14 protein-coding genes are annotated in these 15,246 nt (G+C 28.1%); 7 read left to right on the top strand and 7 right to left on the bottom strand.

Annotation, left to right across the window (positions count from 1 at the left end; all coding sequences use genetic code 11):
* Positions 1-26: 26 nt before the first annotated feature.
* Both B5D11_RS04280 and asnA read left to right on the top strand, forming a co-directional pair.
* Positions 27-1,934, top strand: coding sequence for a glutamine synthetase (locus tag B5D11_RS04280; RefSeq protein WP_078681821.1), 1,908 nt, complete (start codon positions 27-29; stop codon positions 1,932-1,934).
* A gap of 67 nt (positions 1,935-2,001) precedes the next feature.
* Positions 2,002-3,009, top strand: a complete 1,008-nt coding sequence (asnA, locus tag B5D11_RS04275) for an aspartate--ammonia ligase (protein ID WP_078681820.1) — start codon at positions 2,002-2,004, stop codon at positions 3,007-3,009.
* 102 nt (positions 3,010-3,111) lie between these two features.
* Here the strand turns inward: asnA and B5D11_RS04270 are convergent, their stop codons facing one another.
* Positions 3,112-3,882 (bottom strand): N-acetylmuramoyl-L-alanine amidase, encoded by a 771-nt coding sequence (locus B5D11_RS04270; RefSeq protein WP_164850170.1) that lies wholly within the window; start codon positions 3,880-3,882, stop codon positions 3,112-3,114.
* Between the two features lie 367 nt (positions 3,883-4,249).
* Here B5D11_RS04270 and B5D11_RS04265 point away from each other — a divergent pair, with 367 nt between their 5' ends.
* From B5D11_RS04265 to B5D11_RS04250, 4 genes are all read left to right on the top strand, one after another.
* Positions 4,250-5,437, top strand: coding sequence for an anaerobic nitric oxide reductase flavorubredoxin (locus B5D11_RS04265; RefSeq protein WP_078681818.1), 1,188 nt, complete (start codon positions 4,250-4,252; stop codon positions 5,435-5,437).
* Between the two features lie 58 nt (positions 5,438-5,495).
* Entirely contained in the window at positions 5,496-5,873 is a 378-nt protein-coding gene (gene crcB, locus B5D11_RS04260) for a fluoride efflux transporter CrcB (protein ID WP_078681817.1), read from the top strand.
* Positions 5,874-5,893: 20 nt separating this feature from the next.
* Positions 5,894-6,964 carry a lactonase family protein gene (locus B5D11_RS04255; RefSeq protein ID WP_078681816.1) on the top strand — a complete coding sequence of 357 codons (1,071 nt, stop codon included), beginning with the start codon at positions 5,894-5,896 and terminating at the stop codon, positions 6,962-6,964.
* Between the two features lie 220 nt (positions 6,965-7,184).
* Positions 7,185-7,877, top strand: a complete 693-nt coding sequence (locus tag B5D11_RS04250; protein ID WP_078681815.1) for a Yip1 family protein — start codon at positions 7,185-7,187, stop codon at positions 7,875-7,877.
* A gap of 83 nt (positions 7,878-7,960) precedes the next feature.
* On the opposite strand, the gene B5D11_RS04245 is transcribed toward B5D11_RS04250, so the two are convergent.
* The 5 genes from B5D11_RS04245 to pdxS all read right to left on the bottom strand — a co-directional run bounded on the left by B5D11_RS04245 (position 7,961) and on the right by pdxS (position 12,395).
* A complete protein-coding gene (locus B5D11_RS04245; protein ID WP_242942244.1) occupies positions 7,961-9,247 on the bottom strand; it encodes an ABC transporter permease in 1,287 nt (428 codons plus the stop codon).
* Position 9,248: 1 nt separating this feature from the next.
* The gene (locus B5D11_RS04240; RefSeq protein WP_078681814.1) at positions 9,249-10,112 is read right to left on the bottom strand and encodes a hypothetical protein; all 864 of its coding nucleotides are present in this window, start codon (positions 10,110-10,112) and stop codon (positions 9,249-9,251) included.
* Positions 10,109-10,792, bottom strand: a complete 684-nt coding sequence (locus B5D11_RS04235) for an ABC transporter ATP-binding protein (protein ID WP_078681813.1) — start codon at positions 10,790-10,792, stop codon at positions 10,109-10,111. Before B5D11_RS04235 ends, B5D11_RS04240 begins: the two co-directional genes overlap by 4 nt.
* A 153-nt stretch (positions 10,793-10,945) precedes the next feature.
* Positions 10,946-11,524: a pyridoxal 5'-phosphate synthase glutaminase subunit PdxT gene (gene pdxT, locus B5D11_RS04230; RefSeq protein WP_078681812.1), complete on the bottom strand. Its 579-nt coding sequence runs from the start codon at positions 11,522-11,524 to the stop codon at positions 10,946-10,948.
* Position 11,525: 1 nt separating this feature from the next.
* Positions 11,526-12,395 carry a pyridoxal 5'-phosphate synthase lyase subunit PdxS gene (gene pdxS / locus B5D11_RS04225; protein WP_078681811.1) on the bottom strand — a complete coding sequence of 290 codons (870 nt, stop codon included), beginning with the start codon at positions 12,393-12,395 and terminating at the stop codon, positions 11,526-11,528.
* Positions 12,396-12,579: 184 nt separating this feature from the next.
* Here pdxS and B5D11_RS04220 point away from each other — a divergent pair, with 184 nt between their 5' ends.
* Positions 12,580-13,551, top strand: coding sequence for a 2-hydroxyacid dehydrogenase (locus B5D11_RS04220; RefSeq protein WP_078681810.1), 972 nt, complete (start codon positions 12,580-12,582; stop codon positions 13,549-13,551).
* A 246-nt stretch (positions 13,552-13,797) separates the two neighbouring features.
* Here the strand turns inward: B5D11_RS04220 and B5D11_RS04215 are convergent, their stop codons facing one another.
* Positions 13,798-15,144 carry a DUF346 domain-containing protein gene (locus B5D11_RS04215; RefSeq protein ID WP_078681809.1) on the bottom strand — a complete coding sequence of 449 codons (1,347 nt, stop codon included), beginning with the start codon at positions 15,142-15,144 and terminating at the stop codon, positions 13,798-13,800.
* Positions 15,145-15,246 lie beyond the last annotated feature (102 nt).

Genomic DNA, 15,246 nt, shown 5'->3' with positions numbered 1-15,246 from the left:
TTTAATAATATATTGGAGGTTTTATAATGTTAAAAGATTTAATATTTACAATTCCTAAAGAAAATCATTCAGAAGATACAATTACAAATATATTAAAATCTCATCCTGAAATACAATTTGTTTCTTTAGTAGGAATAGATTTATCTGGGAATGATACAGATGAAAAAATACCTGTAAAAATATTTCTTGATGACATAACTACATTTTTAAAAGGTTCTGTTCAAACTGACGGTTCATCTGTTGTTCTTCCAGGAATAGCAACAATAAATAACGCTAAAATAGATATGGTTGCAGATTTAGATGTTAATTGGTATGTTGATTACAATTTTGAAAATATTGACGAAGAAACAGGGAAACCAGTAGGTACACTAAGAATTCCATGCTTTCTTATTCATGAAGGAAAGGCTGTTGATTCAAGAAATATATTAAAAAAATCTATTGAATATTTTAAAACTACGCTTTTTTCACTTTTAAAAAAATATCCTCATACTTTAAAAGATTATGGTATATCTGTTGATGATATAGAAGATGTAGTTGCTACATCAGCTACAGAACTTGAATTTTGGGTAAAGACACCTAATGATATAGCTGAAATGGAAGAAATAGAAGCATTATCTACATCACAAGCACTTCAAGAACAATATTGGAAAAGAACAAAAGGAGCTGTAAGAACTTCTCTTGAACAATGTTTGATGTTTATGAATAAATATGGACTTGATCCTGAAATGGGACATAAAGAAGTTGGAGGAGTTAAAGGCAAAATAGATGAATCAGGTAAATTTAACCATATAATGGAACAGCTTGAGATTGACTGGAAATATTCAGATGCCATTCAAGCTGCAGATAATGATTTACTTGTTAGAACATTAGTAAAAGAAGTATTTAGAAGAAATGGTCTGGATGTTACATTTCAAGCAAAACCTATAGAAGGGGTTGCAGGAAGTGGAAAGCATACTCATATAGGAATGGCATTAAAACTTAAAAATGGGAAAAGAATTAATTTGTTTACTGCTACTAAAAAACATTATTTAAGTGTATTTGGTTATGCTTCATTAATGGGAATATTAAAAAATTATGAAGTAATTAATCCATTTGTATCTGCAACTAATGATTCTTTAAGAAGGCTAAAACCTGGTTTTGAAGCTCCAATTTGTATAGTTACATCTTTAGGTCATGCTGTTGAAGAACCATCTAGAAATAGAACTGTATTGATTGGTTTAGTAAGAGATATTCAAAGCCCTTTAGCTACACGTTTTGAACTAAGAGCCCCAAATCCTCATACAAATACTTATTTATCACTTGCTACTATGTATTTAACAATGATAGATGGTATAAAGTATGCATTAGAAAATTCTAAAAATGAAGATGATCTTCTTAAAGAGATTTCTAAAGCTCCAGAGGAGGATGCAGATTATTTAGAAAAAGGAAGAGCTTATAGGTCAGAGGAAGATGTATTTGAACATTATTCAGAAAAAGAAAGAGAAGCTATATTTGGTAAAGCTCCGGCAACAGTATTTGAAAATATCTCTGCTTTTTCTAAATATCCTGAAAAACTTGCTGTTTTAAATCAAGGTGAAATTCTTAATTCTAAAATAATTGAAAGTTATAAAATGGCAGTAATTAAGAGATGGGTAACTGAAATAAATAATAGAATTATATCCAATTATATGGACGAAATAAGAAGTTTTAAGATGCTTCATAATCCAGAAAAAGCATTGGATCTTGATATAAGCAATTGGATGGCTATTAATGAATTAAGAATGTATCTTATGAAAGATACTTATACAAGTAAAAGTTTATTTACAAGAATAAAAGAAGCTTCAGCTTCAGAGGATTATGATAAATTATCAAATCTTCAACTTGAATTAGATATGAAAATGAAAGTGTTAAGAGAGCTTTATTATTCTTATAAGAAAAATCTTGTTGATATTTAAATAATAAATATTATTTAAATATTTAAAGAGCAAGTATATTTATAAAATTTTCAAAGGAGTTGAAATAATGAGTAAATTAATAATTCCCAAAGGTTATAAATCTGTGCTTAACCTTTATGAAACACAAACTGCAATAGGAAAACTTAAAAGAATTTTTGAAGATAATTTTAAAGAAGCTTTAAATCTTAAAAGAGTGTCAGCACCTTTATTTGTAGATCCTTCAACAGGACTAAATGATAATTTAAATGGAATAGAACGCCCAGTAAGTTTTGATATTATGGAAATTAAAACTGAAGCAGAAATAGTACACTCTCTAGCTAAATGGAAAAGAATGGCTTTATATAAATATGGATTTAGTGCTGGGGAAGGATTATATACAGATATGAATGCAATTCGAAGAGATGAAGAATTAGATGAATTACATTCAATTTATGTAGATCAATGGGATTGGGAAAAGGTTATTAGAAAAGAAGATCGCAATATAGAGTATTTAAAGAAAACTGTGGAATTAATTGTAAATGCAATTTGTGATACATTAGATAAACTAAAAGAAGAATTTCCACAAATTCCAGTTGTCTTAGATAGAAATATAAGTTATGTAACAACTTATGAACTTGAAGATATGTATCCTTTATTATCTCCTAAAGAACGTGAAAATGCTTATTTAAAAGAACATAAAACAGCTTTTATTATGCAGATAGGAGATAAATTAAAATCAGGAGAAAAACATGATGGACGTTCTCCTGATTATGATGATTGGTCTTTAAATGGAGATATTCTATTTTGGAATGATATTTTACAAAGAGCATTTGAAGTTTCATCTATGGGAATAAGAGTTGATGCAAAGGCTTTAGATGAACAGTTGACAAAAGCAAATTGTGATGATAGACGTAAGTTTCCGTTTCATAAAATGCTTTTAAATGGAGAACTTCCATTAACAATGGGGGGAGGCATAGGACAATCAAGGCTATGTATGCTATTGCTTGCAAAAGCTCATATAGGCGAAGTGCAAGTATCTCTTTGGGATAGCGATACAATTGAGAAGTGCAAAAATGCAGGTATAAATCTTTTATAAATAAAAAATATTTTATTATTAAAATTTAAGAGTAAATTTTATTTTGTATAAATCAAAAAGACTAAATCAATATAAAATTGGCTTAGTCTTTTTATTATAAGTTTAATCTTCATATACGAATGTATTGTAGCCATCTGCTTTTAATTTTGACGCTAATTTATCAGCATTTTCTTTTTTAGAAAAAGCGCCTACTTGAACTTTATATAAGCTATCAGTATCTTTATACATATATACACTATATCCTTGAGATTTAAGTTTATTTGTTAAATTTTCAGCATTTTCTTTTTTAGAAAAAGCACCTACTTGAACTTTATATAATTTTCCTGTTTTACTGCTTTGCTGAGATTTTTGAGGTTGTGGTTTTTTAAATGTTACATTAAAATAATCACAAATACCTTTTACAATAGCTTCAGCTATTAAAGGCATATTATTTATAATAAATCGAGCATCATCTCTATTATCATGAAAAGATATTTCTATTAAAACTGCTGGAGCCTTTGTATTATTTAATTCATACAGTTTATTAGTATTTTTTATGCCTCTATCTTTAGAAGGGGTAAGAGGCTCTATATACTTATATAAACTTGAAGCTAATAATTTCCCAGCATTACTTGTATAATAAATTTCAGATCCACTCCCACCACCAGCATTTGAATGTAAAGCTACATGAGCATCTACATTTTTATTATTACTATCTTCAACCACTTTCTGCAAAGACATATTTGGATTGTTTCTATAAACTGTAAAATTATTATATTCCAAAAGAGGTACAACTATATCAGCTAGTTCATTCATTCGTTTTTTTTCTGTTCCATAATTTAATACTCCAACATTATTTTCTTGAGTACTTGGACTAATATATATTTTTATCATAAACATCTCAACTCCTTTACAATATAATATATTCATTTAATTAATTAAATTTTGCTATTTATAAAATAAAGTTAAATATTTGTATTATATATTATTAAAAATAAATATTTATTGCTACTATTTATTGACGTTATTTAAAAATTATATTTGTAAATAACTTATTTTACTAAAGATTTTTTATATTTATTAGTTAATATATTTTTAAAATTAATATAGTTTATTGACTTAATATAAATAATACATTACATTAGAGTTATAATATTATACAGATTTATTTTATTAGAAGGCAATTTAAGCTTTCAAATTGGTATTTATAATTATATTTAGAAAAATATAATAAATTTATTGAAATTAGGGAGGTATTTTTATGAGTTTTAAAATTAATGATAAAGTTACATGGGTAGGTAAAATTGATTGGGAATTAAGAACTTTTCATGGAGAAGAATATTCTACACATAGAGGAAGCTCATATAATTCATATTTAATAAGAGATGAAAAAACTGTTTTAATAGATACAGTGTGGGCACCATTTTCTAAAGAATTTGTTTCAAATCTTAAAAATGAAATAGACTTAAATGAAATAGACTATATAATAGTAAATCATGCTGAAATAGATCATAGCGGAGCTTTAGATGAATTGCTTAAAGAAATACCGGATACTCCAATATATTGCACTAAAAATGGTAAAGACATAATAAAAGGGCATTATCATAAAGATTGGAATTTTGTAACTGTTAAAACTGGAGATACTTTAGATATTGGTAAAAATAAATTAACATTTATAGAAGCAAGAATGCTTCATTGGCCTGATACTATGTTTACATATTATAATGGTGAAAATATACTTTTTAGTAATGATGCTTTTGGACAGCATTACGCGTCAGAATTTATGTATAATGATAAAGTGGATTATGCTGAACTTATGCAGGAGGCTATAAAATATTATTCTAATATATTAACACCTTATAGTTCTTTTGTAACAAAAAAGATTGAAGAAGTTATGGGACTTAATTTACCAATTGATATGATATGCCCAAGTCATGGGATTATATGGAGAGAGAATCCTGCTCAGATAATAAATAAATATATGGAATGGTCTCAAAATTATCAAGAAAATCAAATAACTATAATATATGATACAATGTGGAATAGTACAAGAAGGATGGCTGAAGCAATTGCAGAGGGTATTAAATCAGCAGATAATAATGTTAATATTAAATTATTTAACTCTGGCAAATCTGATAAAAATGATATTATAACAGAAGTATTTAAATCAAAAGCTGTACTTGTAGGTTCATGTACTATAAATAATGGTATTTTATCTTCTACAGCAGGTATTTTAGAAATGATGAGAGGACTTAGATTTAAAGGGAAAAAAGCAGCAGCTTTTGGAAGCTATGGCTGGGGCGGAGAAAGTGTAAAAATGATTACTGAAGAGCTTAAAAAAGGTGGATTTGAAATATTAAATGATGGAATAAAAGAAAAATGGGTACCTGATGAAGAAGCTTTAGAAAGATGCAGACAATATGGAAGAGAAATTGCATCTATGGTTTAAAGTATAATTAAAGTTAAATTTTTATTATATAATTTATTGTATGGAGAATGAAAAAAATATGCAGAAATTGTTTTATGTAGGAATAGGCGGCTTTATTGGTGCTTGTGTACGATATATTGTATCTTCTAATTTAGCTAAAAGCTGTGGGAATCAATTTCCATATGGGACATTAATAGTTAATATATCAGGAGGTATATTGATTGGATTTATAATGGAATTAAGTCTTATATCAGACTTAATTCCACCTAATTTAAAATTATTTCTTACAACAGGTATTATGGGAGGGCTTACTACATTTTCAACTTTCAGTTATGAAACTATTAACTTTTTTAGTAGCGGGAAATATATTTTAGGTGTTTTAAACATTTGTTTAAATTTATTTTTAAGTCTTGGTGGTGTTGTGGCAGGAAAGTCTGCCGCTCATTTTTTTAAGTAATAAAGAAAGAGGGATATATTATGGAAAATAATTTTAAATTTATATCTTACATTGGCACTTATACAACTGGTGAAAGTAAAGGGATATATAAAGTTACAGTAGATACAAAAGATAAAAAAATAGAAAATGCAGAACTTGCAGCAGAAATTGAAAATCCTACATATTTAGCTATAAGTTCGGATAATAAATATCTTTATTCTGTTATGAAAAAGGATGATATGGGTGGTGTGGCTGCCTATTCAATTGATACTTCAACGGGTAAATTAAATCTTATAAATTATCAATTATCAAAAGGAAGTTCGCCTTGTCATGTCAGTTTAGATAAGGAAAATAAATTTTTATTTTCTGCAAATTATCATAGAGGTATTGTAGAAGTTTTCCCAATAGGTGAAAATGGAGAAATCAAACCTAATTCTTTTGTAATTAAACATGAAGGTTCAGGACCTAATAAAGAAAGGCAAGAAAAGGCACATATACATTATTCATCTTTAACTCCTGATCAAAAATATCTTTGTGCTGTTGATCTAGGTATAGATAAAGTGGCTTTGTATGCATTTGATAATGGAAAATTAAAAGAAGAAGAGAGACTTTCTAAAAAATTAAAACCTGGTTGTGGTCCAAGGCATATGGAATTCCATCCAAATGGAAAATTTGCTTATGTAATTACGGAACTTACAAGTGAGATTATAACTTTTGAATATTCTTTAAAGGATAATACACTTAATGAAATTGAATATATTAGTACACTTCCTGAAAATTATAGAGGGGAAAGTATTGCGAGTGCAATACATATATCTTGTGATGGGAAATATTTGTATGCTGGCAATCGTGGTCATGATAGCATTGCAATTTTTAGCATAGATAGTGTTACAGGAAGGTTAAAACTTATATCACATATAAGTACAGAAGGTTCATTTCCACGAGATTTTGAAATTGCTCCTAATGGAGATTTTATTTTAGCTGCTAATCAAAATTCCAGCAATATTTTAATTTTTGATAGAGATAAAAATACAGGTAAATTAACAAAAGGCTTAAATGAAATTTTTGTTCCAAACCCTGTATGCATAAAATTTTTAAATTATAATTTATAATTAATATTTTAAAATAATAGTAAGAATATAACAAAAATTTTTTACATTACCTCAAATTTATGCTAGTAGTTTTTTAACAGTCTATTTTTAAAAAACTTAAAATAAAAACTAACAATTGCAATTAGTGTTAAATATTTTTATATTTTACAAAAAATTATAGTATTTTCGTAAAAACTATGTTAAAATAAAAACGAACGCATATATTTGGGGGGATGTATTTATGGAGTCAAATGAAATGTCAAATCAAGAAAAAAGTTTAACTTTAGTAGAAAAGATTAAATTCTTTTTTATTAAACCACAGAAGCTTTTTGAGCAGTTTATTGAAAAACCAAAGTATTTAATTAACCTTATTATTATAGCTATAATATCAAGTATAACAAGTGTAGTTTCATCTAAAGTTTCAAAAAAAATAGTACAAGAAACCATGGATCAGCAGATTCAGGGAATTGATCCTTCGGCTGCTCAAATGGCAAAAGGTATTACAGATGTTATGACATCACCTGTAGTTGTAATTATAACAGGAATAATAAGTTTGCTTATATTAATTTATCTATCTTCTGCAATTTATTTTGCATTAGCTAAAATCTTTGGCGGTAATGGAACATATAAACAAATGGTATCAACATATGTACTTGCTTATTATCCTGTGGCAGTTGGAAATTTAATATCTGCAATTTCTAAATTAAATACTAATAGTATAACAGCTAATGTAACCATAGGAGATGCACTTATAAAGGCTTTTAATATATTTGGGCTTTGGAGAATAGTTTTACTTGCCATAGGCATTTCGGTTGTGTTTAAACTAAGCAGGAAAAAAGCTGCTATTATAGTAATAATAATATGGGCAGTACTTTTGATTTTTTCACTTATTAGTGTAGGCTTTACGCAAACAATGCAAAACATGGCACCTTAAGGAAATAATTATTTTACTATCACATTAAAGTAGATTTTTATAATTAACTTAAATAAAAAAAGGCTTACTTAGTAAAGCCTTTTTTATTCATCTTTAATAGAACTTATTACATCAAGTTTTGCTGCTTTTGATGCAGGAAGTATTCCTGATATAAAACCTATAAATGTACTAAATAAAAGTATAAACATTATTAAGCCAATATTTGCTGAGGCTATTTTTACATTTGTTAGCCCTCCATTTTGTTTCATATAAAAATTCATTAAAATATTAATTATAAAGTTTATAATAAAACCTATAATTAATGCTGCAATTCCCCCCATAAGTCCAATAGTGCAAGCTTCCCCTACGAATATTTTTTTAATATCATTTACACTTCCACCTATAACCTTCATAACTCCAATTTCTTTTTTTCTTTCATATATAGCCATATTCATAGTATTTGTTATACCAAAGGATGCAACAAGAAGTGATATTCCACCAAGTGATGCAAGTACAATCTTTACGCCATTTAATAAACTTCCTATACTTTTTTGAATTTCTTTAAAAGAATTTACTTGATATCCATTGTCTTTTAAAATTTTTTCAGCTTCATCTATTTTGTTTATATCTTTAAGAATAATTTCTACATTATCATATCCTTTATCTTCTTTATTTGGAGCATCTTGAGATTTCCATTTTTGAACATCTTCAAGTACTTTTAAAGGAGTTTTTATAACAAAATCATCCATAGCACTTTCTTTAGATATACCTACAATCATAAGATTTACTATTTTTTCATTAGAGGAAGGATCTGCTTCATTAGAAAATTTTAGTTTTACTGATTTTCTAAGTATCTTATTTAATTGACTTTCTTCAGGTTTATCAGTAGTTTTATATCCAAGAAGCGTTAAAGCTATTTTATATCCAATTACACATTCATTTTTATTGTCTACGGCAAATCTTCCCAATTGAAGTTTATCATCTTTTGACATATTTTTCATAGGCATACCAGTTACGCTTACACCTGTAGATATTTTTTTATATTCTAAAATTCCATAATCATTTAATTTAGGCACAACATACTTAACAAAATCATAATTTTTAAGATCTTTTAAAACTTTATCATCGAGTTTTGTTTTAAGTTTTTTCTCTTCAGAGCTAACTGGAGCACCAAACATAGAAGGTGGAATAGCAGGAGATATTGATATAACAGAAGTATCAAATACAGTTCCAAGCTCTTGCGTTATGTATTTTTCAAAACCATTTCCTAAAGAAATTATTGTAAATATTGCAATGCATCCGATAATTACACCAATCATAGTAAATATTGTTCTGCTTTTTCTCTTCCAAAGGTTTTTCCATATAAGCTGAAATAAGTCATTAAATCTCATTTTAACCACCAATTCCAAAAAGTTTCTTTATAAATGACCAAAAAGAGTTTTTGTTTTCTTCCTTTGAAGAAACAGCAGTTTTTTGAGTTTCAGAAGACTTTATATCAATTTCTTTAGTAACTTTTCCCTCAACACCCATTTCGTCAATATAAGATATTTCTAAGACACCTTTAGTATCTGAAGAAACAGGTTCTATATTTTCCTCAAAACTATCTTCAACCTCTGAATCTAAAGTACCATAATACTTAGAATAGGTTTTATCATTAACTTTAAAATTTATTAAAACATTACTAAGAGGACCTTTTCCTGCATTAATAAAATTTGAATAGATTTTATTATCGTTTATATCAAGAGAAGTAATAATTAACTTTGGAGTATTTTTTATAACAACACCTATAATTTTATTTATCTCTTCTTGAGGTTTCCCAGGAGAATTAAAAGTTACACTTACTATAAAATTATAAAGACCAACCTTTAAAGAAGGATCACTTATAAGTTTTATGGAAAGTTCTTTGCTTCCTTTTTTGTTTATAGTTCCACCATATATTTCATTAGTAGTTCCCACAGGAGAAAAACCCGTTAATAAATTTTTGCCTTCAACACCTGCAATTTTTAAAGATACATTTTCAAGTTTATTATTACTATTGTTTTCAAGTTTAAATTTAAGTTCAAAGATTTGACCTGGAGTTACTTCATTAACGCTGCTTGAGACATTTGTAATCAATATTTTTTTAGACTGTATATTATTTATAGAAACAGGTTGATTTAATTCAGCTGCATTTGTAATATCTTCGGCTTTTGCAGTAACTTGTACACTTAATACTAAAGCACAAGCTAAACTTAAAGCTATATATTTTTTTTTCATAAATTATCCCCACTTTCTAAATAGCCATCTTTCATTTTGATAATTCGATCAGCATAGTTATAAACCTGACTGGAATGAGTTACAACTACAAAAGTCATATTCAGACTTTTATTTAACTCTTTTAATAAATCTAAAATTTCAATGCTTGTTTTACTATCAAGATTACCAGTAGGTTCATCTGCTAAAATAAGTTCAGGGCTGTTTACTAAAGCTCTTGCAATAGACACCCTTTGCTGCTGCCCACCTGAAAGTTCGCTAGGTTTATGATTAATTCTATCTTTAAGTCCTACTTTTTCAAGTATTTCTAAGGCTTTTTTTTCTCTTTGCTTTTTAGGGACACCTAAAAAAATTAAAGGCATTTCAACATTTTCTAGTGCCGTAAGTTGAGGCAGAAGATTATATGATTGGAATATAAAACCTAGATGATTTCTTCTAAATAAAGCTAATTGGTTTTCGTTCAAGTTTTTTATTTTTGTTCCAGATACTATAATCTCACCAAAATCATAAGGCATAAGTCCGCCTAATACATTTAAAAAAGTAGATTTGCCAGAACCAGATTCTCCTACAATAGCAGTGAATTGACCAGCATTAATTTCAAGTGTTATTCCTTTAAGAACTTCTACTTTAACTTTACCTAAATTAAAGTTTTTAATTACATTTTTACACTCTACAATGGGCATTTATTCACCCCTTTCAATATATTGTTAAAAATAAAACATACCATTATTATACAGTATAAATACATATTTAACAAGTTTTTACACAAATTTAATACAAATTCTTTACTGTATTTTTATTACATATTTTAGTATTGAAAAGGTGAATTTTAAAAACTATTTTTTAAAATTTTTACACATTTCTATAAAATACTCATGCATTTTTAGGTTATCTGTTAATTCAGGATGAAAAGATGTTGCTAAAATATTATTCTGTCTTGCTGCAACTATATTATCATTTACTTTGCATAATATTTTTACATTATCTCCTACATTTTTTATATATGGTGCTCTTATAAATACTAATGGTATTGGCTCTTTAGAAACTTCTTCTATTATTTTTTCAGTAGAAAAACTATTAATTTGAGTGCCATAAGCATTTCTAACAACAGTTATATCCATTACCTGTAAATATCTGTTATTATCATTGGCAATTTCTTTTGCAAGTAATATCATTCCGGCACAAGTTCCCCAAACACATAGCCCATTTAATATTTTTTCTTTAAGTTTATTAAAAATGCCTGTTTTATTTAGTAAATTGCCAATAGTTGTACTTTCTCCACCAGGAAGAATAATTCCATCTAAGTCATCTAAATCTTCAGCCATTTTTACTTCTATAGCTTCACAATTAAGAGATTTTAAATGGTTAATATGCTCTGTTACACCACCTTGAAGGGACAATACTCCTATTTTCACTCTACCAGCCTCTTTCTTCAAACTTAGTTTCTAATTCACTGCAGTTTATACCAACCATTGGCTCTCCTAAATCTTCGGATATTTCTGCAAGAATTTTAGGATCATTATAATAAGTTGTTGCCATGACTATGGCTTTAGCTCTTTTTTCTGGATTTCCTGATTTAAATATTCCTGAACCTACAAAAACACCTTCTGCACCGAGTTTCATCATAAGTGCAGCATCTGCTGGAGTAGCAATTCCACCTGCTGCAAAATTAACTACTGGAAGTTTACCATTTTCCCAAATATATTCTACAAGATCGTAAGGTGCTTCAAATTCTTTTGCTAAAGTCATTAATTCATCTTTAGGTGAATTTTTTACTCTTCTAATATCATCCATGATACATCTCATGTGTTTAACAGCCTGAACTACATCTCCAGTACCAGCTTCACCTTTAGTTCTTATCATAGATGCTCCTTCTCCGATTCTTCTTAAAGCTTCTCCTAAATTTCTTGCACCACATACAAAAGGAACTTCAAAACTTTTTTTATCTATGTGATATTTATCATCTGCATAAGTTAAAACTTCACTTTCGTCTATAAAATCAATCCCAATAGCTTGTAATATTTCAGCTTCAACAAAATGACCTATTCTAACTTTTGCCATAACTGGAATAGATACAGCACTTTTTATCTCTTTTATCATTTTAGGATCAGACATTCTTGCGACTCCACCTTGTTTTCTTATATCTGCTGGTACTTTTTCAAGTGCCATAACTGCACATGCTCCTGCTTTTTCAGCAATTATAGCCTGCTTGGCATTTACTACATCCATTATTACTCCACCTTTTAGCATTTGAGCTAAGTTTTTGTTTAATTCATATTTTGCCATATAACATTCCCTCCAAATTTATTTTATTATTAAGATTAATTATAGGACGTATAAATTAAATTTCAAATGTACCCATACACTTAAAGGAGAGCTTAAAAATAAATTTATGTAAAATATTTGCATTTTTAAAAGGCTGTATTATATAATAAAATTATATAAATTTTAAAAAAAGAGGTAGAATGTTATGATTAAACCCAAAGTATATATAGAAGAAAAACTTCCTAAAAAAGTTTTAGATTACATTGGAACTTATTGTGAGTATGAAATGTGGCAGGGAGATGGAAAAATCTCGAGAAAAGAGCTTTTGCAGAAAATTTCAGATAAAGATGGCATAATTTTAATGGGAAGAAGAGTAGATGAAGAATTTTTAAATGCTGCACCAAAGCTTAAAGTTGTAAGCAATGTTTCTGTTGGGTATAATAATTTTGATTTGGAGGCTATGAAAAAAAGAAAAATTATAGGTACAAATACACCTTATGTTTTAGATGACACTGTTGCTGATTTAATTTTTGGATTAATATTATCTTCAGCAAGGAGAATTCCAGAATTAGATAGATATGTAAAAGAAGGAAAATGGGAATCTAAAGATTCAGATAATCTTTTTGGAATAGATGTTCATCATAAAAATTTAGGTATAATTGGAATGGGAAGAATAGGGGAGAAGGTAGCTAAAAGAGCAAAGCTTGGATTTGATATGGAAGTTTTTTATTATAACAGAAATAGAAAAAAAGAAGCAGAAGAAAAAATAGGAGCAAAATATTGTGACATGAATACACTTTTAAAAATTTCAGATTTTATAGTTCTTATGACACCACTTACAAAAGAAACATATCACTTAATTGATGCTGAAGAATTTAATCTTATGAAAAGTACTGCAATATTTATAAATGCGTCCAGAGGACAAACGGTTAATGAAAAAGCATTAATTGAAGCACTTAAAAATAAAAAAATTTTTGGAGCAGGTCTTGATGTTTTTGAAATAGAGCCAGTTAAAAAAGATAATGAACTTCTTAATATGCCTAATGTTATTACTCTTCCCCATATAGGTTCTGCAACAGAAAAAACTAGGTTTGATATGGCTATGTTAGCAGCAGAAAATTTAGTTAAGGGGGTACTTGGAGAAAAAGTGCCTAATATAGTACCAGAGCTTTTATAGAATATGGTAATTCTTTAAGTCAATCCATATTAATTATGATTCCTAAGTTATCATTTCCAAAATTATTTTGATCTTATTATGGGAATTTTGGAGAATGATAATAGTGATGTGGAAAACATTTCAAAATTCGTGCAATGGTAATATAATAGAAGATAAGATTATTTTTTAATAAATAGAAGTCGTAAAGCTTATTGCTTTACGACTTCTATAATTTCATTATTGATTAATAAATTTATTTTGTATTATTTAATTTTTCCAAATATGCCACATAGCATTATCAGTTCCTCTAACAAAAACATCTGTTCTATTTAATCCCCAGGATACAGCAGCTGGATCAGAGGTTAAAACACCACCAAGATTACTCCATCCACTCCAGCTAGATCCACTCCAACTCTTAGTAATAAGCTGATTATTACTATCTCTAGCAAAAACTTCAAGTCTATTAGCTGAACGTGAAGAAACTGCAGGAGAAGAAGTTATATTTCCACCTAGGTCTTCCCAATTACTCCAGTTAGATCCATTCCACCATTTATGATATAGATGATTTCCTTTTCCCCTTGCAAAAACATCAATTCTATTAAATCCCCATGAAACAGCAGCAGGAGAAGAAGTTAATTCTCCACCTAAATTTTCCCACATACTCCATTTAGAACCATCCCACCATTTGTGGTATAATGCATTATCAGTTCCTCTTACAAATGTATCAATTCTATTTGGTCCCCAAGAAGAAGCGGCAGGAGCTGAAGTTAATGTTCCACCTAAATCTTCCCACATGCTCCATTTAGAGCCATTCCAGAATATATGCCACATAGAATTATTTGTACCTCTTGTAAAAACATCAATTCTATTAAATCCCCATGAAACAGCAGCAGGAGCTGAAGTTAAAACTCCACCTATTCTAATCCAATCGCTCCATTTAGAACCATTCCAAAATTTTTGATATAATGCATTATCAGTACCAGCTGCAAATGTATCAATTCTATTTGGTCCCCAAGAAGAAGCGGCAGGAGCAGAATTTAATATACCTCCAAGATTTTCCCATTTACTCCATTTGCTGCTTGGAGGTTTTGTAGAAGAAGATATATTTTTTAAAGTAAATTTTATTACATCTTTAAAAACATTATTAATTACGTTACTTGGAACACCTAAAGCACGAAGAGAAATAAAAATCCAGCTTTGATATTTCATAAAATTATTAAATATTGAGTTAGTTTTTTGATCTATATTTCCAGTATATTTTGCCTCGTTATCTAAAGTATAAGCTATAGCTAATCTAAATTGAATATCAATAGTTGCTTTTTTTACTCCAAATTTTTGAAGTTCTTTAAAAAGATCAGGTCTTTGCTGGCTGAGAAGTTTAAAAATTCGAGTAACTTCTTTTTGTGGTGCTCTTTCTAAATTGAAGTCATCCATGTTAAAATAATTTAAACCGTCAAAGTCATTATTAAAACAACTATTAAATTCCTCAAATTTTTCAAAGTCATCAAATTCCTCAAATTTTTCAAAATCATTAACACTTCTGTTATTAATTGAATATGGACAAATAATTTGATTCATAGAATAAGGACAATAAAAAGGTGAATTATTATACATTTTACCTCCTAAGGTTAAAAAGCTATTATCAATTATAATTTATGATATTGTTATTAAAATGGTGACTATATGTAGTAATATTATAAATTTTTAAGTTCACAA

The sequence above is a fragment of the Clostridium sp. USBA 49 genome (assembly GCF_900167505.1).
Lineage (GTDB): Bacteria > Bacillota > Clostridia > Clostridiales > Clostridiaceae > Clostridium_AT > Clostridium_AT prolinivorans.
Note: the sequence above shows the minus strand (reverse complement) of the source record. Positions and strands in the feature narration are given on the sequence as shown.

Excerpts from the sequence above, each read along its gene's own strand:
- B5D11_RS04265 (WP_078681818.1), top strand. The coding sequence starts at position 4,250 with ATGAGTTTTAAAATTAATGATAAAGTTACATGGGTAGGTAAAATTGAT.
- B5D11_RS04270 (WP_164850170.1), bottom strand. The coding sequence starts at position 3,882 with ATGATAAAAATATATATTAGTCCAAGTACTCAAGAAAATAATGTTGGA.
- B5D11_RS04235 (WP_078681813.1), bottom strand. The coding sequence starts at position 10,792 with ATGCCCATTGTAGAGTGTAAAAATGTAATTAAAAACTTTAATTTAGGT.
- B5D11_RS04245 (WP_242942244.1), bottom strand. The coding sequence starts at position 9,247 with ATGAGATTTAATGACTTATTTCAGCTTATATGGAAAAACCTTTGGAAG.
- B5D11_RS04280 (WP_078681821.1), top strand. The coding sequence starts at position 27 with ATGTTAAAAGATTTAATATTTACAATTCCTAAAGAAAATCATTCAGAA.
- crcB (WP_078681817.1), top strand. The coding sequence starts at position 5,496 with ATGCAGAAATTGTTTTATGTAGGAATAGGCGGCTTTATTGGTGCTTGT.
- B5D11_RS04220 (WP_078681810.1), top strand. The coding sequence starts at position 12,580 with ATGATTAAACCCAAAGTATATATAGAAGAAAAACTTCCTAAAAAAGTT.
- pdxS (WP_078681811.1), bottom strand. The coding sequence starts at position 12,395 with ATGGCAAAATATGAATTAAACAAAAACTTAGCTCAAATGCTAAAAGGT.
- B5D11_RS04215 (WP_078681809.1), bottom strand. The coding sequence starts at position 15,144 with ATGTATAATAATTCACCTTTTTATTGTCCTTATTCTATGAATCAAATT.
- asnA (WP_078681820.1), top strand. The coding sequence starts at position 2,002 with ATGAGTAAATTAATAATTCCCAAAGGTTATAAATCTGTGCTTAACCTT.
- B5D11_RS04240 (WP_078681814.1), bottom strand. The coding sequence starts at position 10,112 with ATGAAAAAAAAATATATAGCTTTAAGTTTAGCTTGTGCTTTAGTATTA.
- B5D11_RS04255 (WP_078681816.1), top strand. The coding sequence starts at position 5,894 with ATGGAAAATAATTTTAAATTTATATCTTACATTGGCACTTATACAACT.
- B5D11_RS04250 (WP_078681815.1), top strand. The coding sequence starts at position 7,185 with ATGGAGTCAAATGAAATGTCAAATCAAGAAAAAAGTTTAACTTTAGTA.